This is a genomic window from Neobacillus rhizosphaerae (assembly GCF_937468385.1).
In the GTDB taxonomy this organism is placed as follows: Bacteria; Bacillota; Bacilli; order Bacillales; family Cytobacillaceae; genus Neobacillus; species Neobacillus rhizosphaerae.
Genome location: NZ_CALBWS010000002.1, coordinates 192,363 through 212,018 on the forward strand (window position 1 = coordinate 192,363; position 19,656 = coordinate 212,018).

The 19,656-nt window shown below is 36.3% G+C and carries 17 protein-coding genes; 10 read left to right on the forward strand and 7 right to left on the reverse strand.

Translation table 11 applies throughout. The annotated features are described in order from the left end of the window. Positions 1-40: 40 nt before the first annotated feature. The 4 genes from M5A78_RS03680 to M5A78_RS03695 form a co-directional block, all read right to left on the reverse strand. On the reverse strand, positions 41-196 hold the full coding sequence (locus M5A78_RS03680) for a DUF1068 domain-containing protein (protein ID WP_248733934.1): 156 nt from the start codon (positions 194-196) through the stop codon (positions 41-43). A 21-nt stretch (positions 197-217) separates the two neighbouring features. After that, entirely contained in the window at positions 218-2,221 is a 2,004-nt protein-coding gene (feoB, locus tag M5A78_RS03685; RefSeq protein WP_248733935.1) for a ferrous iron transport protein B, read from the reverse strand. Further along, positions 2,221-2,445, reverse strand: a complete 225-nt coding sequence (locus M5A78_RS03690; RefSeq protein ID WP_248733936.1) for a FeoA family protein — start codon at positions 2,443-2,445, stop codon at positions 2,221-2,223. Before M5A78_RS03690 ends, feoB begins: the two co-directional genes overlap by 1 nt. A 145-nt stretch (positions 2,446-2,590) precedes the next feature. Continuing rightward, on the reverse strand, positions 2,591-2,806 hold the full coding sequence (locus tag M5A78_RS03695) for an energy-coupled thiamine transporter ThiT (RefSeq protein WP_406603661.1): 216 nt from the start codon (positions 2,804-2,806) through the stop codon (positions 2,591-2,593). Between the two features lie 212 nt (positions 2,807-3,018). Here M5A78_RS03695 and M5A78_RS03700 point away from each other — a divergent pair, with 212 nt between their 5' ends. The 6 genes from M5A78_RS03700 to M5A78_RS03725 all read left to right on the forward strand — a co-directional run bounded on the left by M5A78_RS03700 (position 3,019) and on the right by M5A78_RS03725 (position 8,667). Next, positions 3,019-4,170, forward strand: a complete 1,152-nt coding sequence (locus M5A78_RS03700; RefSeq protein WP_248733937.1) for a histidine kinase N-terminal domain-containing protein — start codon at positions 3,019-3,021, stop codon at positions 4,168-4,170. A 111-nt stretch (positions 4,171-4,281) separates the two neighbouring features. Further along, positions 4,282-4,836 carry a GNAT family N-acetyltransferase gene (locus tag M5A78_RS03705; protein ID WP_248733938.1) on the forward strand — a complete coding sequence of 185 codons (555 nt, stop codon included), beginning with the start codon at positions 4,282-4,284 and terminating at the stop codon, positions 4,834-4,836. Between the two features lie 198 nt (positions 4,837-5,034). Continuing rightward, positions 5,035-6,345, forward strand: a complete 1,311-nt coding sequence (locus M5A78_RS03710) for a hemolysin family protein (RefSeq protein ID WP_248734019.1) — start codon at positions 5,035-5,037, stop codon at positions 6,343-6,345. A 163-nt stretch (positions 6,346-6,508) separates the two neighbouring features. After that, positions 6,509-6,940 carry a MerR family transcriptional regulator gene (locus M5A78_RS03715; protein WP_264760432.1) on the forward strand — a complete coding sequence of 144 codons (432 nt, stop codon included), beginning with the start codon at positions 6,509-6,511 and terminating at the stop codon, positions 6,938-6,940. Between the two features lie 61 nt (positions 6,941-7,001). Beyond that, positions 7,002-8,354 carry a hemolysin family protein gene (locus M5A78_RS03720; RefSeq protein ID WP_248733939.1) on the forward strand — a complete coding sequence of 451 codons (1,353 nt, stop codon included), beginning with the start codon at positions 7,002-7,004 and terminating at the stop codon, positions 8,352-8,354. Between the two features lie 127 nt (positions 8,355-8,481). Beyond that, the gene (locus M5A78_RS03725) at positions 8,482-8,667 is read left to right on the forward strand and encodes a hypothetical protein (protein ID WP_248733940.1); all 186 of its coding nucleotides are present in this window, start codon (positions 8,482-8,484) and stop codon (positions 8,665-8,667) included. 236 nt (positions 8,668-8,903) lie between these two features. Here M5A78_RS03725 and M5A78_RS03730 read toward each other — a convergent pair whose 3' ends face one another. Next, on the reverse strand, positions 8,904-9,200 hold the full coding sequence (locus M5A78_RS03730; protein WP_248733941.1) for a hypothetical protein: 297 nt from the start codon (positions 9,198-9,200) through the stop codon (positions 8,904-8,906). 629 nt (positions 9,201-9,829) lie between these two features. On the opposite strand from M5A78_RS03730, the gene M5A78_RS03735 reads away from it, so the two are divergent. Continuing rightward, positions 9,830-10,141 (forward strand): HesB/YadR/YfhF family protein, encoded by a 312-nt coding sequence (locus M5A78_RS03735; RefSeq protein WP_248733942.1) that lies wholly within the window; start codon positions 9,830-9,832, stop codon positions 10,139-10,141. A 125-nt stretch (positions 10,142-10,266) separates the two neighbouring features. Here the strand turns inward: M5A78_RS03735 and M5A78_RS03740 are convergent, their stop codons facing one another. Then, positions 10,267-10,800, reverse strand: coding sequence for a hypothetical protein (locus M5A78_RS03740; protein ID WP_248733943.1), 534 nt, complete (start codon positions 10,798-10,800; stop codon positions 10,267-10,269). A gap of 363 nt (positions 10,801-11,163) precedes the next feature. Between M5A78_RS03740 and atpB the strand changes: the two genes are divergently transcribed. Genes atpB through M5A78_RS03755 form a run of 3 tightly spaced genes read left to right on the forward strand, consistent with a single transcriptional unit; the run spans position 11,164 to position 13,278 of the window. Next, entirely contained in the window at positions 11,164-11,886 is a 723-nt protein-coding gene (gene atpB / locus M5A78_RS03745; protein ID WP_248733944.1) for a F0F1 ATP synthase subunit A, read from the forward strand. A gap of 27 nt (positions 11,887-11,913) precedes the next feature. Beyond that, positions 11,914-12,309, forward strand: coding sequence for an ATP synthase F0 subunit B (locus M5A78_RS03750; RefSeq protein ID WP_248733945.1), 396 nt, complete (start codon positions 11,914-11,916; stop codon positions 12,307-12,309). A 3-nt stretch (positions 12,310-12,312) separates the two neighbouring features. Beyond that, positions 12,313-13,278 carry an AtpZ/AtpI family protein gene (locus M5A78_RS03755; protein ID WP_248733946.1) on the forward strand — a complete coding sequence of 322 codons (966 nt, stop codon included), beginning with the start codon at positions 12,313-12,315 and terminating at the stop codon, positions 13,276-13,278. Positions 13,279-13,307: 29 nt separating this feature from the next. On the opposite strand, the gene M5A78_RS03760 is transcribed toward M5A78_RS03755, so the two are convergent. Next, entirely contained in the window at positions 13,308-19,526 is a 6,219-nt protein-coding gene (locus tag M5A78_RS03760) for an Ig-like domain-containing protein (protein ID WP_248733947.1), read from the reverse strand. Positions 19,527-19,656 lie beyond the last annotated feature (130 nt).

Genomic DNA, 19,656 nt, shown 5'->3' on the forward strand with positions numbered 1-19,656 from the left:
AACTACTATCGTCTTAAGATAGCAGTTTTTTACGAGACATTTATTTCAATTTCGGTGGAATAGCGCATTCGCTTGAGCATGAATTTTTCAAGTCGCAGGCGGCGCATTTTCCTTTTTTGGATTTATTAATAAATTTCACAAAATGCCAAATCGCGTAACCAAAGATAGCAACACCTATCAAAACACTGGCAATCATTTGCTCCACCTCTTTTATAAATTAGACCCATCCGAACAGCTTGCCCCCTTGATAGATAATCAAGGATAAAATATAGGCAATGGCAAACGCATAAATCATCGAAAAAGCTGTCCACTTTTTAGAGTTTGTTTCTTTATAAATTGTTGCTACTGTTGCCAGGCATGGAATATATAACAAAATAAAAACCATGAAACTATAGGCAGAAAGCGGGGTATAATAATTAGCTAACAATCCTTGTAAGCTGGCATCATTCGGAACAAAATAAATAATATTCATCGTCGAAATAATCGCTTCTTTTGCAAGGAAGCCAGTAATTAACGAAGCCGTTGCCTGCCAAGTACCAAATCCAATTGGTGCAAAAATTGGTGCTATGACATTTCCGATCTTAGCTAAAAAGCTGTGATCCATATCCACATTTAAACCACCAGGACCAGCGTAGGATAAAAGCCAAATAAAGACAGAACCCGCAAAAATAAATGTCCCAGCCTTTCTGACAAACCCTTTCCCTTTATCCCAAGTACTTCTCCAAAGCGATTGAAACTGGGGAAGTCGATATGGCGGCAGTTCAATCACAAATAAGGATGTTTCCGATTTTAGGATGGTAGTAGAAAATATTTTTGCCAAGATTAAAGCAACAACGATCCCAAGAACATAAAGGCTAAGGACAATGAATGCTTTGTTCCCAGCAAAAAAGGCTCCGACAAATAAAGCATAGACCGGTAACCGGGCTGAGCAGGACATTAACGGCGTCAGAAGAATCGTTAATAATCTTTCTCTTGGGGTCTCAATTGTTCTGGCTGCCATTATTCCCGGTACATTACAACCGAACCCAATCATCATCGGAATAAATGCTTTACCATTCAAGCCCACTGATTCCATGATTCTGTCCATAACCAAGGCGACACGTGCCATATAACCGGAATCTTCTAATAAGGATATAAAGAAGAATAAAATGAAAATTTGCGGTACAAATACGAGAACACCACCAACCCCTGCAATTAATCCTTCAATAATTAATGCATGGATAAAAGCAGATGCATGAATAGCGTTTAACACTGTCTCAAACCCGTTGGTAACCGGACCTGTTAAAAGGGCATCTAACGTATCCGACAACGGCGTTCCTAACCAATCAAATGTAAGCATAAACATTAAATACATAAGTAGTAAGAAAATAGGCATCCCAAGATAACGATTTGTTACGATGCTATCAATTTTTTCAGACAGTGGAATTATTGAATTACTTTTTCTTGCTACTTCAGCAACGATATTCTCAATGACTTCTTTTCTCTTTAAATAGATAAAGTTTGCTAATGATTTACTATCATATTGCTTCTGTAATTTCAATTCCAGGTTTGCCTTAATTGCATTCAGCTTTTGAGTGTCTGCAATACTATTAACATAGTTTTTAACATATTCATTACCTTCAAAATATTGAATCGCCAAAAAGCGTGCAGAATGACTAGTTTTCCCCTTTAGTTCACCTGTCAGTGTTGTTACAGCTTCCTCAACCTCTTTTCCATAATAAACGAGGTTCTTTTTCGTTGGCTGCATCGATTTGGTTGCGATCACATCGACAAGCTTATCGCAGCCCTTTCCACTTCTGGCGACAACGGGGACGACAGGCACGCCGAGTATTTCTGAAAGCTTTGAAGAGTCTATATGAATCCCACGCTTATTTGCTACATCAATCATATTTAAACCGATAAGGGCTGGCTTTTCAAACTCAAGTAATTGGAGTGTCAAATGCAAATTACGTTCCAATTGTGAAGCATCTAATATATTTAGCAGACGATCTACGGATTCATTCAAAAAGAAAGAAGTTACAACCCCTTCATCCTTTGACAGCGGATTTAAGGTATACACTCCAGGTAAATCAATTAAATGGCCAATATTATTTTTGAAAACGCCAACTTTCTTTTCAACGGTTACACCGCTCCAGTTCCCCACATACGCATAGGAACCTGTTAGATTATTAAACAATGAAGTTTTCCCGGTGTTGGGGTTTCCAATAAGAGCGATTTCCATTATATTCTCTCCACTTCAATCTGAACTGCTTCCCTGCGTCGGATTCCGACACACTGTCCGCAAGACTCAATCATAATTGGGCCGCCAAATGGCATGACACATTTCACACACACTTCTGACCCCTCAGTAATCCCTAAATCAAGTAATCGTCTTTGTACCAGGTTACCAACATGAGAAATATCAATAATCTTTCCCTTATCTCCTGCTTTTAACGATGCAACCATGTATATCACCCTATCTATGTTAATTGAGAATGATTATCTTTCTGTATTAACAGTTTAACACTTTTTTATGGGAAAAAGCATACTAATTTTGTGACAAAAATACGAAAAAAAAGAAAAGCGATCTGCTTCTCTTTTTCATTCCTTATTAATGTACTTGTAAAAACCTTTTTTTAGGCATTACACTTATAACAAGAATGATTACAATAGCACTGATTACAAAGCTTGGAAGCATATAAGTTCCATTATATATCAGCGAGTAAATTATAACCGGTTGTCCCTTTGGAGCATATTCTCCGAAGAAAGCGATCCCAGAAACAACATGGCAGCCGCCTAAAGCAGCCCCCCCTGTGGAAGTATTCAATTGTTTCCATATCGAATATACAATTGTTTTATCACTTCGACAAAGAAAATACTACATTCGTGTTGAAAACCTATGGTTTTCTTTTAACATAAGAGGAACTACTTGCCAGATTATTCACGAACATACTCGAAAAAATTTTTTATTTCAATTATAAAGGATTTTGTTCATTATAAGCGAATTAGTTTGTATTCAAGGTTGGTCAGGAGGTTATCATGTTAAAAGAAAAACAAACTGAAATACTTGCTTTTTTTGATCAAAATAAAGAAGCAATATTACGTGAATGGAGAAATTCATTTCTATTTACTGAAGCAGAACCGTATAAAGAAAAAATTCGCGAATATGCGGAAGCTCTTTTTAACGTACTATTAACTATGCATAGGATGAATGACCAGGAGCTTTTAGCTGTGCTTGAAAAACTTGCGCTAGAAATATCTGGTGAAAGAGTTATCGCTGATATTAACATTGGCGACTTTGTTTATAATGTTAATTTAGGCAGAACTGTTTTATGCAGCTATTTTAGTAAATCCAGAATTCCTTGGTCAGAGATCCATGAATCAATGAACAGAATCAATTTCTGTTTCGATAAATTTCTTTTTTTTGCAGTCTCTCATTATACAGAGGAAAAAAACAAAATCATTGAGGAAAAAACAATATTCATCGACTCGACTCATCAGGATCGGTTAACACTTCTTGGACAAATGACGTCAAGCTTCATTCATGAATTTAGGAATCCGCTCACTTCTATTCAGGGATTTATTCAATTACTGAAAGCAGATTATCCAAATATGCGATATTTAGACATTATTTCGAGTGAGTTAGACCAACTAAATTTTCGAATTTCACAGTTTTTACTTTTGTCCAAAAAAGAATTAATTGGTAAAGAAAAAGAATATTTCAAATTAAATAAGCTAATTAATGATGTATTAAACTTCCTATACCCAAGTATATTAGATGGTAAAGTGAAAATAGCAATGGATTTAAGTAATGATTTTACACTCCATGGGTACGCTGATGAAATTAGACAAGTATTCATTAATATTATTTTTAACGCCATTGATGTTCTCAATCACCATGTGAATGAGAATCCAACGATAGAAATTGTTAGCTTTTTAGAAAATAAACAGAAAGTCTCCATTAATATTTCTAATAACGGACCGATAATTCCATCAGAACTGCAACAAACCATATTTGAGCCATTTTTCACCACTAAAAAACTCGGCACAGGTCTTGGGTTATTTGTCTGTAAAGAAATTATTGAAAAACATAAAGGGGGCTTGTCTTGTGATTCTAAACCTGAAAAAACCACCTTTTCACTGACACTCCCTCTCGCTACAGTGTCAAACAGCATGAATACACTTGTTTAGAAAATCCCTGCTTTAATAAGGCTAGGATTTTCTTTTTTTTTCCTTAGAAACCTTCCGAAAAAGTTTTTTTGGCATATGATGTACTAAAAATTTTTTCGGGAGAATAGGCCTATGTTTACATTAAAAGTTGATCACGATATTGAACTTCAATTGTTAGAACGACATCATGCCTTTAATCTGTTTCAGCTTGTTGAAGAAAACCGTGATCATTTACGTGAGTGGATGCCATGGGTGGATAGTATGAACACCCTTTATCAGTTTGAATCCATCATACCAGTTTGGCTAACACAATTTGCAGAGAATAGTGCTCTTAATGTCGGGATTCTTTACAAAGGGGAACTAGTTGGTTCGATTGGGTTAAATCAAATGGATTGGTACAACAGTACAACAAGCATTGGCTATTATCTTGCCAAAAAAGCAGAAGGTCACGGTGTAATCACCCGTTCTGTTCAAGCCTTGTTAAACTATTGTTTTTTTCAATTAGGATTAAACCGTGTCGAAATTCGTTGTGGGGTTAAAAACAAGAAAAGCCAAGCAATTCCGGAAAGACTAGGTTTTGTTAAAGAAGGGATAATAAGAGATGGTGAACAATTAAACGGCCGCTTTCACAATCTTATCGTTTACAGCATGTTGGCTCGTGAATGGAAAGGAACTAAGAGAAAATAGATTTTCAATAATAAGGGATTCCTTTGTGCTGCCAATTGGCAGCTTTTTTTAATATTTTATTAAATTTGCTCATTAGGTCTATTTTTGGAATAATAAATTTTTACATTCTGCAATTATAATGTGAACGGTAAGGTAATAATGAGACAAAGAGTAATTTTGTAAGTGAGGTGGCATACCTTACCGTTAGTAAGGGAACCGATGATTTGGATGAATGTTGTCATATTAGTGCTCTTAATTGCTTTTACTGCATTTTTTGTTGCATCAGAGTTTGCAATTGTGAGAGTGCGTTCAACGAGAATTGATCAATTACTGTTGGAAGGAAACAAACAAGCCGAGTCGGCCAAAAAAGTCATATCCAATATGGATGGATACTTATCCGCCACACAAGTAGGAATTACGATTACTTCCTTAATATTAGGATGGCGCGGAGAGTCAACCATTCGCGAACTGTTGAACCCTCTATTTAAATGGATTCAATTACCATTTTCATTAAATCAGATTATCTCGTTTATTTTAGCCTTTACCATTATAACTTTTTTCAATGTTGTCATTGGAGAATTAGCCCCAAAAACGTTTGCGATTCAAAAGGCTGAAGAAATAATCCTGCTTTTTTCACCACCGCTAATATTCTTTTATCGGTTGATGTATCCGTTTATCTGGGTTCTTAATCGTTCGGCCCGTTTTATCACTAGTCTGTTCGGAATTAAACCTGTTTCTGAACAGGATATGGTTCTTTCTGAGGAAGAATTGCGGATGATTCTCTCGCAAAGTTATGAAAGCGGAGAAATAAATCATTCTGAATACAACTATATGAATAAAATATTTGAATTTGATGATCGCATTGCTAAAGAAATCATGGTTCCGCGAACAGAGGTCATTACACTTCCAAAGGATGCAGAACTTGAAGAAATTATCGAAATGGTGAAGGAAGAAAAATATACCCGGTATCCTGTCATTGATGGTGACAAGGATACCATCTTAGGGATTGTTAATATTAAGGAGATTTTAACAGATTGTATTCAGCAGAAATGCACTGGTGAACAACCGCTAATGTACTATTTAAAGCCAGTGATTCATGTAATTGAGACCATCCCTATTCAAGAACTGTTGGTCAAGCTGCAAAAAAACCGTTCTCACATGGCTGTTCTCTCAGACGAATATGGTGGCACTGCCGGAATTGTGACTGTCGAAGATATTCTCGAAGAAATAGTTGGTGAAATTCGTGATGAATTTGACCTTGATGAGCTTCCTTTAATACAAAAAATAGGTGAAGATCACTTTATCTTGGATGGAAAGGTCCTAATAAGTGAAGTCAACGACCTTTTAGGGACAACACTTGAAGAAGCTGATGTAGATACAATTGGCGGCTGGTTCTTAACGCAAAAGTTTGATGTACATAAAGGCGATTCCATTGAAATAGACCGATTTATTTTTCAAATTGAGGAAATTGAAGGTCATCATATTTTGTATATTGGAGTAAGAAAAACTCCAACAAATAGCATCTCTTAAATAGGAGGCGTTATTTGTTGGAGTTCCTTAGTAATATTTTGATTTTTCTGTTCATACTTGCGATTTATTTCCATAAAATGTTGATATCAAGTAATACACACTAACCAGAACGTTTGACTGTATGGTATAAAATCTTTATAATTATTGTTAATTTTATTTATTGTTGAGGTGGTATGATGGGGCTGTCTATCGAATTGGTGAAATAGCTGAAATAGCGCATGTGTCAAAACGAACAATTGACTATTACACGTCTATTGGCTTATTAAAGGCGCGACGCTCTAAGTCAAATTACCGCATTTATTCGGATGAAGCGTTAAATGATTTAAAGTTTATTGAAGAATGCAAGAGTCTGCACTATCCATTAGACAAGATTAGAAGAAAACTAGAAATAAGAAAAGCGAAAAATATCCGTGATTCAGAAGTGGATAAACATGTTAAAGCTGTTACACAGCAGATGCAGCAGCTTCATCACGATTTATTTGATTTAATACCAATTCTTGAGAAATTGGATGAACAACAAAAAGAAAAGCTGACAAATAATCTAAGTCTTCTTAGGACTGCACTAATGAAATCTCTTTTGAATATCACGAGCTAATTTTTTTATTACACTGGGAGGTGACTCCTTACTCGTGTAAAAACGGGATAAGGGAATTTATTTGGACATATTTAACTTGGTTTTAATAGCCATTTTAATTGCTTTAACTGCTTTTTTTGTAGCTTCAGAATTTGCGATTGTTAAAATTAGAAGTTCAAGAATTGATCAGTTAATTGAAGAAGGAAATTCGAAAGCTGTTTCAGTCAAAAAGGTAATTTCAAATTTAGATGAATACTTGTCTGCCTGTCAGCTAGGTATTACGATAACGGCTCTAGCTCTTGGGTGGATTGGTGAAAAGACCATTAAAGGTTTGCTTGCACCTCTTTTTGTTAAAATCAACATTCCCGAGAGTGCCACTCACCTATTATCTGTTGGAATTGCATTTGCAACCATCACGTTTTTACATGTTGTGGTTGGTGAGCTAGCGCCTAAAACACTGGCCATTCAAAAAGCTGAATGGATTACCATGGCTGTGTCACGTCCGCTTATCTTTTTTTATAAGCTCATGTTCCCGTTTATTTGGGTTCTGAATGGATCTGCACGGATTGTTTCTGGCATTTTTGGTTTAAAACCAGTTTCTGAAAATGAAATTGCTCATACAGAAGAAGAGCTGAGAATTATCCTATCTGAAAGTTATAAAAGTGGCGAAATTAACCAATCGGAGTTTAAGTATGTAAATAAAATTTTTGATTTTGATAATAGAATTGCGAAAGAAATTATGGTTCCAAGAACGGAAATTGTTTCAATGTCCAAGGAAGATACACTTGAAACCTTTCTAAAAGTTATCCGAGAAGAAAAATTCACCAGGTACCCAATCATTGACGGTGATAAGGATCATATTATCGGTCTTGTTAATATTAAAGAAATCATGACTGACCTAATTGGGAATGAAAAACTTTCCACAAGCAGCTTAGAAACCTATACTCGTCCAATTATAAGAGTAATAGAAACCATTCCAATCCATGATTTACTTGTAAAAATGCAAAAAGAGCAAATGCATATGGCGATATTAATGGATGAATATGGAGGTACATCAGGACTTGTTACGGTAGAAGATATTCTTGAAGAAATTGTCGGTGAGATTCGCGATGAATTTGATATGGATGAAATTCCTGAGATTCGCAAGATTAAGGAAAATCATTATATTATTGATTCCAAGGTTTTAGTGAGTGAAGTCAATGATTTATTGGGAGTCGAAATTGATGATGAAGATGTGGATACAATTGGAGGCTGGATATTAACTGAGAATTACGAAGCAAAAGAAGGCGACATCCTTCTCCATGAATCCTATTCCTTTAAAATCCTCGATATGGAAGAGCATCATATTAAATATATTGAGGTCACGAAACATGCCATTGATGGTGAACCAATTTTCCAGCACATCGCAATGACCAAGTCAGAGGTATTATCATAAATACCCAATATTAAACAGACCGATTATTCGGTCTGTTTTTTTGAATGATTGAATAATGAAAAATTGTACATTTGTCCAATCAGAGTGCTCATTAATAACATATCCTGTTCATAAGGAGGGATGAATTATGAATCATGTAGCAGCTTTATTCTTAGCCTGTATTTTGGCTGGTTTTGCCTTAATTAAAATGCCTGTAGTTTCTTTTTTAGCTGGCCTATCATCAATTTTTCATGTTGTCGGAGTACTTGCCATTTTAGTATTTTCTTTCGCTTTGCTATACCTAGGCGTCAAAGCCCTATTCACAAAATTGTAAGCGTTTGCAATATAGAACTGTTCGATTACAGTAAAGGTCAGATTAGCAACAATCTGATCTTTTTTCTTTTTTTAAAGACAAGATTATAGTCTCAATATTATCATTAAATTGAGGAAAAGCTTTAAAATTTTTAAACATTACAGTGACCAATATGACTCGCTGTTCATGATCAGTCAAACCTATAAATACTCAACAAAAAAAGACTGCATTAATTTCCTACAGTCTCTGGTTCAAAATTATTTGGTTTTTAAAATGATGAGATCCTCTTCAGCTTTTGCTATTTTCACTAAATGTGAATCAAGACGGCGGTTAATATGTTGAATTTCACTGCTATGTGTGTCCTCGATACGCTGAAGTGATTCTTTAATATCGGAAAGGTCAATTTGATTTACTGCTACCCTATGTTCAATGCTGTCAACCTTTTCTAATCTTGAAAGCCGTCTTTCTATATTTTCCAAAGTTGAATTAAATGTATGAATTAAACTTTTAATGTCTTTAACATTTTCCGTTAGTTTTTCAAATTCCATCTCCATTATTAAAAGCTCCTTTAGCTAATTTATTTTATTTTATCACGGTTTTTACTATTAACATGTTACAAAAACAGCAACAATGAACATTTTTTGGTACAAAGTTTAAATTTTCCAAACTCTTAATCCATAGCCTCCACAGCCACACTGATCAATGAATTCGATTTCACTTTATTAGTATATTTTTTCTTCTATTTAAGGTTGTAAATAGTCAGTGATTTTACAAGATAAACACAACACCCAACTTCATTCCTCAACAGCTTTTAGTGCATCTGCTATTATCAGGTTAATATCTTGCTCATATTGTCACACTCCAAATCCTTCGTCCAATCTTTTTTCATATTGTCCTCCAGGAAAGTTAAATTTATTAGCTACTCCTTTAATTGAAACCTATTTTTAAAAATTCATTATTGATTTATTTCACACATGTGACCGTTTCGAAACAAAAATATGAACATCTTTAAAACTTATTCTAGATAGATGAAGTATGTGAATTATATCACAGGCAAAAGTCAAAGAAAGCTATAATCTCTAATCATAAGGAAATGGAGAATACATCTAAATGATTTCTCGCTTTTTAAATCCATTTCTATCGTTTTGAATCATTATCAACTAGGAAAAGGTTGGTGTAAAATATGTTTATTTCTATCGATGAAAAGGCTAGTTTATGGTTTTCAAAAGAATTCGAAATCATAAAACCGTTCAGCATACGGATGTTTCCTCAATATGCCGGATTTGGCGCAAAGCATAAAGGTTATAGCCTCGCTTTTTCTGCTGAGCAACCTGCTAATTTAGGATTCAAAAAGGAGTTAAATGGTATTACTTTCTTTGTTGAAGGTAATGATGTTTGGTTCTTTGAGGAAACGGAAACGTACTTATCTGTCGATGACCTCCTCGAAGAAATACATGTTACCTATAAGGAAAAAATCGGCCCAGCACTAAATTAGCACCAATAACAAAAAAATAAGGCATCCACTGTGAAAAAAAGTAGATGCCTTATTTTTTTGTCTGATTATTGATTAATAAAAAAACAAGCCAAAGTGTATTCCTCGGCCTGTTTCTATAAATTAATTTAGTTTACTTGCTTACCTAAGGTTGGCGACAATAATTTAGCTCCTTCATAAGCTTTTCCGAGTTTTTCTTCGCCTTGAGCGAAGGTAGCGTTCGCTGCATCAAGATTAGGTGTGTCCTTTTTCAATTCATCTGCCATTGCTTGGTAAGACGCTGCATAATCTTTAAGTGCTGCTTCAAGTTCAGCTTTTTGATCCTTTAATCCTGCTGGAATTTGGGTGTTAGTAAGCTCGGCAGCAACTGCAGCAGCTGATTCACTAGCTTTAGCTTTTTCGTCAGCAGTTGGTAGTTCTTCTGGTTTCGCATCAGGCTTTGATGCTTTGTTTACATATGCGTTTAAATCAGCATCTTTTGCGTTAATTTTATTTCCAAGATCCATGTAGAATCTAACTAATTCCTTCTTAACATCCACTTTTGGAGCTACTGTTTCTTTTGGTGTTTCTTTCTTATCCGCCTTTGTATCATTATTACTTGAGCATGCTGACAGACCAAAGACAAACGATACTGCTGTTAATAATACTAATAACTTTCTCATTTTCATTTTCCCCCAATTTCTCTTTATTTTTCCTGTTTATTTTACAACATTAAACAAAAGGAAAAAAGTGTTAAATAATTTCAAAAATTAATTATTTTCTGACTTATATTAACAATTATCAATAGATGAACTAATTAAAATTTTCCCATTATTACTATCCACCTCAAAACAATACGTATTACGAAAATAATGTTGTATACATTATCCACCTTGTAAATTATATTATTCTGAAAATTAGCAATAAATTGTGAACTATGTTACAATAATGAAAGTTTTTGTATATAATGAAGATATAGCCTATTAATCTCTCTTCTCTAATCATTTTCACCTATTATCTGGTCCCATACTTTAAAAAGAAAGGGGTTGGACATCATCGAACACTCAAGGCCTCAAGTAGTTTGGTTCAATTTAACGTATGATTTATCGGTAATCATAACAACGACCATTGCTACTATCATCGTTTTCCTCATTGCCTACTTTTTTACCCGAAATCCTACAACTAACGCACCTAAAAAATGGCAAAATTTTATGGAATGGATTTTGGAGTTTGTTTCGGACATCATGAACAATTCCATCGGTGTTTCAAACAATTTATTTATTTTATCAACAGGTGTTTCTCTATTAATGTATTTATTTATTGCCAATCTTATGGGTGTCCCCTTCTCGATTATTACTGCTGAGGAGCAGTCTGTTGCTTGGTGGAAATCTCCTACTGCTGACGCACATGTAACCATGACCCTCGCCATTATGATTATCGTCTATACACACTTCATTGATATCCGTCTTCATGGATTCAAGCATTTCGTTCTTAGTTTTTTCAAACCGTTTAAAGTCTTATTTCCTATCAATGCCATAGAACAGCTGGCCACAACCTTAACATTAGGATTGCGCTTGTTTGGAAATATTTACGCAGGAGAGATTATGCTCGCCCTGTTAGCGAATGCAGTAACCCATGGGTTTGTAGTAGCTCTTCTTGCTTCTGTACCTATGTTGATCTGGCAGGCATTTTGTATTTTTATAGGAGCGATTCAGGCTTATATCTTTGTAACACTTACGATGGTTTACATTGCTCACCGTTTAACATAATATAGAAATGAATGGAGTTGAAATGTTATGGGTGATTTCACTTTATTTGGTATTCCAATTTCTTTTGGTACGATGATTTATCAAGCTATTATTTTTACGGTTCTTGTATTTATTTTAAAGAAGTTTGTTTTTAAAAAGCTGGTGAATATTCTGGATACAAGAAAACAACATATAGAAAATCAGCTGCAATTAACCGAAAAATACAAACTTGATGCCCAAAAAAATTTTGAAGCAAGTGAAGCCATTCTTAAACAAGCAAGAGCAGACGCGAGAGAAATGATGAAGCATAATGAAAATGAGGCGAAATTGATTATTCAGGATGCTAAAGACAAAGCCAAACAAATCCTTAAAGAAGCAAAAGAGGAAGCATTCCTTTCACGGTCTCGGTCCTTAACTCAAAACGGCCAAATAAAGGGGGCTTAATATATGAAACACAAATTTACAAAATACTTAGGAAGAGTGACAGAAAATCTTGAATTAGGGTTTGAAGAAAAATGGATTTATGTTCATTACACAAAAGGCTCGATTGAGAAAACAGCTTGCCTCTTGAAGAATGAAGTGAAATCAAATGAGGAATACCTCGAAGGTTTTTTTACAGAAAATCATGTATCTGAAGAAATGAAAAAAGAAGTTAGGAAATTTCTTAAGAATGAAAAGAACCACAATGATACCCATTGGAATGAATTTACGACCTTTCTAATGAAAGCCCTTTCTTTAAATATGGTGTTTGGTATTACCATTGCGATATGTGTATATGCTGGTTACAAGCTGGGGGCACTTTTGGATACACGGTTTGATATATATCCCACATTAACACTGATTGGTATCTTTACAGGGATTGGACTTGGCGGTGTGACTGTCTACTCGATGGTTCAAAAATATTTTACATCCCCTACTCCAAAAAGAAAAGACAAGGAACAATCTATAAATATGGAGCCAGTAGATATTAGAAACTTCCCTGTTATTGATGTAACGATTGAGGATGTTCGGATGGCCATAAGGAAGTTTTCCGATAATCTGCCGAAGGGTGTTTACCGGACGATTCTTGTTCAGGACGATAATAGTATCGACTTTAAGCAGCTGGCTTCTTTACTTGGTGGGATTCCTTCTAAAAACTTCTTTATGTCAAAGGAAACCTATGATTTATTCGAAGAAAGCGAAAAACAAATACCATTAGAGATGGATATCGTTCAAAAGGCCGTTGACCAATATGTCAAGGAGCATAAGGAATATCCAATGTTAAAATTTGATCCGCAGCACAGAGTGAATTATTATCAGCTGCTGCAGGATCACTATCTAAAAGGAGCTCCAGAAATACAATTTTATATAACTGATTTAGATGGACTTGTCACACATATTAAACCCCAGAAAAAAACCTCCTCTCAAAGCTGAGAGGAGGTTTTTAGGTTCATATGGTCTTGTTATTGAATCCAAGCTCCATCTTTACCAATTTTGTACTTTCCAATAGTCGTGTTGACTGCCATGTGGCCATCATTGTAAAGGAAGTACCATTTCTTGTTAATCTGGATCCAACCAGTTTGCATGACTCCACTTGATGCAAGGTAGTACCACTGGTTATTAACTTTTACCCAACCAGTCTGCATGGCTCCGTTAGCAGTTAAGAAGTACCACTTACCGCTAGATTGTACCCATGAATTTGTTTTCATGAAACCTTTACCATCAACAAAGTACCATTTACCGCTAGTTTGAACCCATGAATTGGTTTTCATGACACCTTTGTCATCAACAAAGTACCATTTACCGCTAGTTTGAACCCATGAATTGGTTTTCATGACACCTTTGCCATCAACAAAGTACCATTTACCGCTAGTTTGAACCCATGAATTGGTTTTCATGACACCTTTGCCATCAACAAAGTACCATTTACTGCTAGTTTGAACCCATGAATTTGTTTTCATGACACCTTTGCCATCAACAAAGTACCATTTACTGCTAGTTTGAACCCATGAATTTGTTACCATTGCTCCCGTTGTCCCAACATAATACCATTTGCTGTTTGTTAGAACCCAAGAATTTTTAGTCAAAGTACCTTTTTCATTGTAGAAATACCAGTTGCTATTTTCAAATACCCAGCCTGCTTTAATTACTGGTACTTCAACTGTTTTGTCTACTGTTACTTCTGTTGCTGGACTTACATTACCTGCTGCATCAGCTACAGTTACAGTAATTTTCACGCCTGCTGCTTGTTTAGCAATGGTGATTTCAAATTTACCATCTTTATCAGCTGTTGCTTTACCGATTTCTTTACCGTCTACCTTAGCTACAACGGTTGCTCCTGCTTCTGTTGTACCTTTGATGACTACATCTGCATCGGTTACACCATTTACTACCGGTGCAACTGGGGCTGTTGTATCGGCTACTTCAGTTCCTTTTAATTCTCTAGTATCTCTGACACGGATTCTCTCACCCTGTGAAAAAGCACCTGAAAGTCCAACTGCTTCTAGAGTGTCACCCTTTTTAAGAACTGGTACAGGAACATTGCTTTGGTTCACGATATAACCATCCGTAAACACTAATACATTACCAGAACCATCATTGATGACGTAGGAATTTTCATCGAACTTGGATACTACAGTTCCTTTTACCTTAACAAGAAGTCCTTGGTTGGTAGCAGAGGTTGCTTCACCAGTTGGAACAACTTTTGGTTGAAGAGGTTCACCAGTACCGATTTTAATAACATCTTTAGAGAAATTAGTAAACTCTAATTCTTTGTTATTATCAAAAGTCTTCATATGACCATAAACACGGACTTTATCGCCTGCTTTTAAAGACCCATCTGGAACTTCTTGGAATGCCATGATACCGCCAGTTTCATCCTGTAGGTTGAAGGCATCGAAGAATACTCCTGCTCCAGTTGTAACTGTTCCTTCCACAACAACATCTGTTTCATCCGCTAATTTTCTAATATCAGCAATCTTTGAAACCTTTGTTTCACGATTTGCTAACCAATTTATCGTATTTAGTGATAATTCATCGTTTCCTTTTGGTTCAAAGGATTCATCCATTTGTTTGTCATTAAAGATGTTCATACCAGAAACGACTATACGTCCTTTTTCACCAATTTCCTCTGACGCGATTAACGGAATCGCTGATCCGCCCGTCTCATCGGAAACAGCATCATACGTGTAGCCGCCTAGAATATGACCTTGGTATGTGGTTTCATTACCTTTTGCTAGGATCGTAACCTTACCGCTTTGTGTTAATGGCTGATTATCAGCTCCTGACAAGCTTGTTCCGCTATAGTAATCAACAAATGATACGCGATCAGTAATATAATTTGATACTAATCCTGGACGTACTCTGACTGCAAAAGGACTTACCTTTGGATCGCTCCAGAAGTTTCCAGTCTTGCTATCATCAAATACTCCATCGTTCCCCATTCGGATAGCTGAGCCAATATCAGTTAGTAGGGCGTTATTAATGGTAGGGTCTGTGCTGTTATTGCTTTTTCCAGCCATTAATAAGGAACCGCCATTTTTCACGAATTTAGAAACGGCATCTCGTTCACTAGCTGTTAATGCTGTTCTCGCATGTGTTAACACTAATACTTTTACATTGCTTAACACTTCATCTGTAAATGCTACTTTATTTTCAGTTACAGTGTATCCTTCTTTTTGAAGAAGAAGTGTGAAGGCTTTTAAGTTATCTTTATACGTACCACTGTCACCACTTGAATTTTCATTGCCGTGAGCAGCATCGATTACTACATTAATTCCGAGTGGTTCTTTAATTTTTACCGGTAACATATACTTCACATCACCAAGGTCAAGTCCATCATTTGAGGTCACAACTACAATTATCTGATGGTCGCCTTTTATTGGGCTTGCCCATGTTGCTGTTGCTGATGCTGAGCTCTTCGTTAAAATAGATGAGATGTTATTTGTTCCGATAAAATTCTCAGGTTTTACTTCATCGTAATAGAAATCTACCTTAAGGTTTTTAATGACTTCAGTACCGTTATTAGCAACTGTTGCCGTTAATTTAGAAGGGTTTCCTCCAATAATAACGCCACCATCAATACTAATATCGTTAACTTTTACATCGACAGATTCTTCTTTTGACCAGATTGGTGAAGAATAAATGCGTTCGCCATCCATTTGGGTAACTTTAACGACAAACCATTGCTGCCCGCCCTTTACCGTGTATGATGGTTTCCATGTGAAGTCTTTTTCCATTGGAGAAATAGAATCCACTACTTTTCCACCATTTGAAATTAATTCAACTTTAGCAATTCTATCATCTGATTTATAAGAAGTCGGAAGATATTTATAGTCGCTATCATTATGTGCTTCGGCTACAAGGTCGCTTCCTTTAATGTCAAAACTTAATGTCTTGCTATCAACAGTGGAACCCATATAATAGCCATTTGCTAAAACATCCAACGTAAAGTTTGGATCCTCTTCCATGTACACGCGCATATTACGCATAGAGTGAAGTAGGGAAGCTTGAGAAAGGCCGTCTGCAACGATAACTGTACGCGCATTGACTTGGCCCCATGTTCCTTCATGGTTGTCTTCACCATAAGTTGGAGCTACATGCCAGCCTAAATCCAATGCCGAGAAGAATTTACCTTCAGCATTTGCATATCCATAGTGTCCAGAACCATTCCCAACTTCTAACATCGTAAATAATTTATCTACATCTTTATTGTACGGTTTGAAGTTGTTAAAAGCATTAGCAGACATATCTGGGTGGTTAAATTGACCCACGATGTCATCGTATGTCATTACCCATGCATAATATTGGCTTAAGTCTTGATATTGCTTCCCATTAATATTTCGGTCGATAAAATTATTTGAACCAAAGATATTTGAGTGTCCCCATGTAGTAGAGGTCATTTCAAATGCAGGGAATACGACATAATCACTTTTAGTGTATTGTTTGGCAAGGTCTTTTGTTAATTGCCATTGTGATCCACCAGAACGTTCTGGCACAGTTGCACCAGAGGTTGTTTTACGTTCTACAGTATCTGTTCCTAATTTTTCAGGGTCGATATCATGTGAATGGTCTGAGAACGCAAACCAGTCGTAATGATGAGCTTTACCTGCCTTTAAAGCATCCTCAGGATTACCTGCTCCATCATGTGAAATGTTGGTGTGGTTGTGTGTTGTACCACGGTAATGATGTCCACCTGTAAAACGTGGAACGACTTCAAATGTCCATTGTTTCTCGCTTGGGTTACCTTTTACATCTTTTGCAGAAACCTTTACAATGTGCTTTCCAAGTGCAAGGTCTGCTCCAGGTGTGTATTTTACTTGTGTTTTGCTAATGGATGCCTCTGGTGCTTTTAGTTCTTGACCATCCAGCCACATTTGTACAGTGGTTTCATCAACACCACTTGGGTCGTTAATTAGAGCAGAAATCTCAGGTCGTGGGCTTTCTACTTTTGTATCATTTTGTGGTGTCTCACCACTAATTTCTGGACCAACAGTGTCAGCAATTACCGCTACTGCATATGGTGCAGCACTAGTACCAGCTGATTTTACTTTCTCTCCAGCTTTTGCTTCAATATAATATTCGAAGCCATTTTGAGGTACATTGGCTGCTGGCAATGTTACCGTATAACGGCCTTCGCTGCCTTTAACCATTGGTAATGCAGTATATTCAGGAGTTCCAGTTGCTCTGTAGTAAACTGTAACTGTTTCTGCCCCATCTGCATTTGCTTCAAATTCTACATTTGCGTCTTTGTAAACATTTATTAATGCTGTGTGAGTGATACCTAGAATTGGTGCAATATCCTTAGTATCACGTGGGAATACCTGATACTCACCTGTTGCTGAAGTATTTTTTGTATACTGACCTAATACACCTGTAACTGTATAACTTTTACCCGTCACAAGGTCGGTATCAGGCTTAATTCCAGTTGGTGCCATAACTCTCAATAGTGTAGCTTTATTGTTTTCGTCAACAAACGTGACATTCCAGTTTGGAGCAGTAGCTGTAGTTGCTGAAACCTTACCAGTTACAGTTACTAGACTGCCTTCCAATGGCTCTGCCACTGTAAACGTATTTAAATCATTAATTGTAAGAGTTTTTGCTTCTGGTATTGTATTACCTTCACTAATTCTCTCGATAGAAGTAGCTTCCAATTCTGTTAAACCATTGTAAAATAAAATTTTACCGGTAACCCGAACTTTATCACCTTTAACAGTCTTAAATGGTGTTTCTATTGAACCAAAGATGTTGATTCCAGCTGTATCATCTTGAATAAAGAAATTTTGTTTCTGTGTCCCAAGGATTTGGTTGTCTACTGTTACAACACCTTCAACCGTAAAGAACTTGTTTAGGTTTACCGGCTGTCCTTTTGCATCAGACGCACGAACTTCAGCAAGCTTTGAAATCACAGTTGTATCAGCTTTGGTAACCGATACAGGAACACTTTCTAACATGATTCCTTTACTGCTAGTTGTCATTTGTGTCACATATACTGTGTCAGGAGCGTTATTAATCGTTGTCGTAAAATCTCCAGATGTTCCTGCTTTTACTTCATTTGTTACTAATCGTTCACTAGCATTTGCTTTGTCATTTGGATAAACATTAATGATTGCATTTGCCGCTGCAGTACCTGCACCGCCAATTAATGTACCGACCCCGTTATTGACTACATAGCTTAGTTTTGATTGAACGACTGACATACTTGCAGTCGCTAAGTTAATTTGAATTGCTGCACTTTCATCCAAACCATCTTGTTTTGCTGAAACATATACGGATGGTAATGCTTTATCAGCCGTAAAACTAATGGTAAATGAACCATTACTATTAGCAGTGCCAGTTGCAAGGGCTGCACCCTTGGAGGCGGTTTCATAAATATTAATAGTAGAGCCAGGTTCAACTGCATCAGCTTGACCGATTACTTTTATATTATTGCTGTCTTGAGTAAATTGAATATTAGTTCCTTTTGGTTGCAAGCTAGTAACTGGAACCATTGGTTTTTCAGGTGCGATTGCAGTGTTTCTTGGTGCAGCAACTGCTCCTACATAGAAGTCTGCTGTGTTGTCATCAGTATCCCAAGCATTTCCTTTGCCAGGAGCTGGGTCTACGTTTGCATAAGGTCTACGCTGCCCACTTTTATCATTTGAAGAAATCTTTACAGATCCAGAACCTTCAAATTCATTTGCAGCTCCGTATCCAACAAAATCCACAACTTTGGAATCTCTTTTATCTGTAATAGCATCTAGTCCATGAACCAAGGCAACTTTTGCATCAGTTCCTGACATAGCAATGGATCCAGTTACATCTGCCGGAATAGGTAATGCGGGCTGTGTACCAGCACCTGCTGCTTCTTGAATCAAATAATATCCATTTGCTGGGATAGTACCTGATAAATTTGTTGTTGCTGATGGAGCTGTTGAAAAAGTACCTGCCTTAGAAGCATATTGAACTGACCAACCTTCTAATGAGATAGGACTACTAGTTGGGTTATAGAGTTCAATAAAGTCATATTTATAGACAGAATTTGCATTTCCTCCAGCACCATAGACCTGACTAATTACAATATGATCAGCCTGCTCCGCGTGAGCCTTGCCAATTAAACCACTTGGCAAAAATGTGCTGATCAAAAGTAGAGCTGTCATGAACATGCTTGTCATACGCTTGAACCTTCGATTAGTAAAGTTCATTCATCTACCACCCTTTTCCAATTTGTTTTTTCACATAACGCTAGGTACTTCTACCTGTCATGATGTAATTTTTGTCACACTATCATTCTACAAAATTTTCAGACTCAAAGATATAAATTTTATGTAAATT

Bases quoted from the DNA above. Each gene is read 5' to 3' on its own strand.
- M5A78_RS03680 (WP_248733934.1), bottom strand. From the start codon at position 196: ATGATTGCCAGTGTTTTGATAGGTGTTGCTATCTTTGGTTACGCGATT.
- feoB (WP_248733935.1), bottom strand. From the start codon at position 2,221: ATGGAAATCGCTCTTATTGGAAACCCCAACACCGGGAAAACTTCATTG.
- M5A78_RS03690 (WP_248733936.1), bottom strand. From the start codon at position 2,445: ATGGTTGCATCGTTAAAAGCAGGAGATAAGGGAAAGATTATTGATATT.
- M5A78_RS03700 (WP_248733937.1), top strand. From the start codon at position 3,019: ATGTTAAAAGAAAAACAAACTGAAATACTTGCTTTTTTTGATCAAAAT.
- M5A78_RS03705 (WP_248733938.1), top strand. From the start codon at position 4,282: ATGTTTACATTAAAAGTTGATCACGATATTGAACTTCAATTGTTAGAA.
- M5A78_RS03710 (WP_248734019.1), top strand. From the start codon at position 5,035: ATGATTTGGATGAATGTTGTCATATTAGTGCTCTTAATTGCTTTTACT.
- M5A78_RS03725 (WP_248733940.1), top strand. From the start codon at position 8,482: ATGAATCATGTAGCAGCTTTATTCTTAGCCTGTATTTTGGCTGGTTTT.
- M5A78_RS03730 (WP_248733941.1), bottom strand. From the start codon at position 9,200: ATGGAGATGGAATTTGAAAAACTAACGGAAAATGTTAAAGACATTAAA.
- M5A78_RS03735 (WP_248733942.1), top strand. From the start codon at position 9,830: ATGTTTATTTCTATCGATGAAAAGGCTAGTTTATGGTTTTCAAAAGAA.
- M5A78_RS03740 (WP_248733943.1), bottom strand. From the start codon at position 10,800: ATGAGAAAGTTATTAGTATTATTAACAGCAGTATCGTTTGTCTTTGGT.
- M5A78_RS03750 (WP_248733945.1), top strand. From the start codon at position 11,914: ATGGGTGATTTCACTTTATTTGGTATTCCAATTTCTTTTGGTACGATG.
- M5A78_RS03755 (WP_248733946.1), top strand. From the start codon at position 12,313: ATGAAACACAAATTTACAAAATACTTAGGAAGAGTGACAGAAAATCTT.
- M5A78_RS03760 (WP_248733947.1), bottom strand. From the start codon at position 19,526: ATGAACTTTACTAATCGAAGGTTCAAGCGTATGACAAGCATGTTCATG.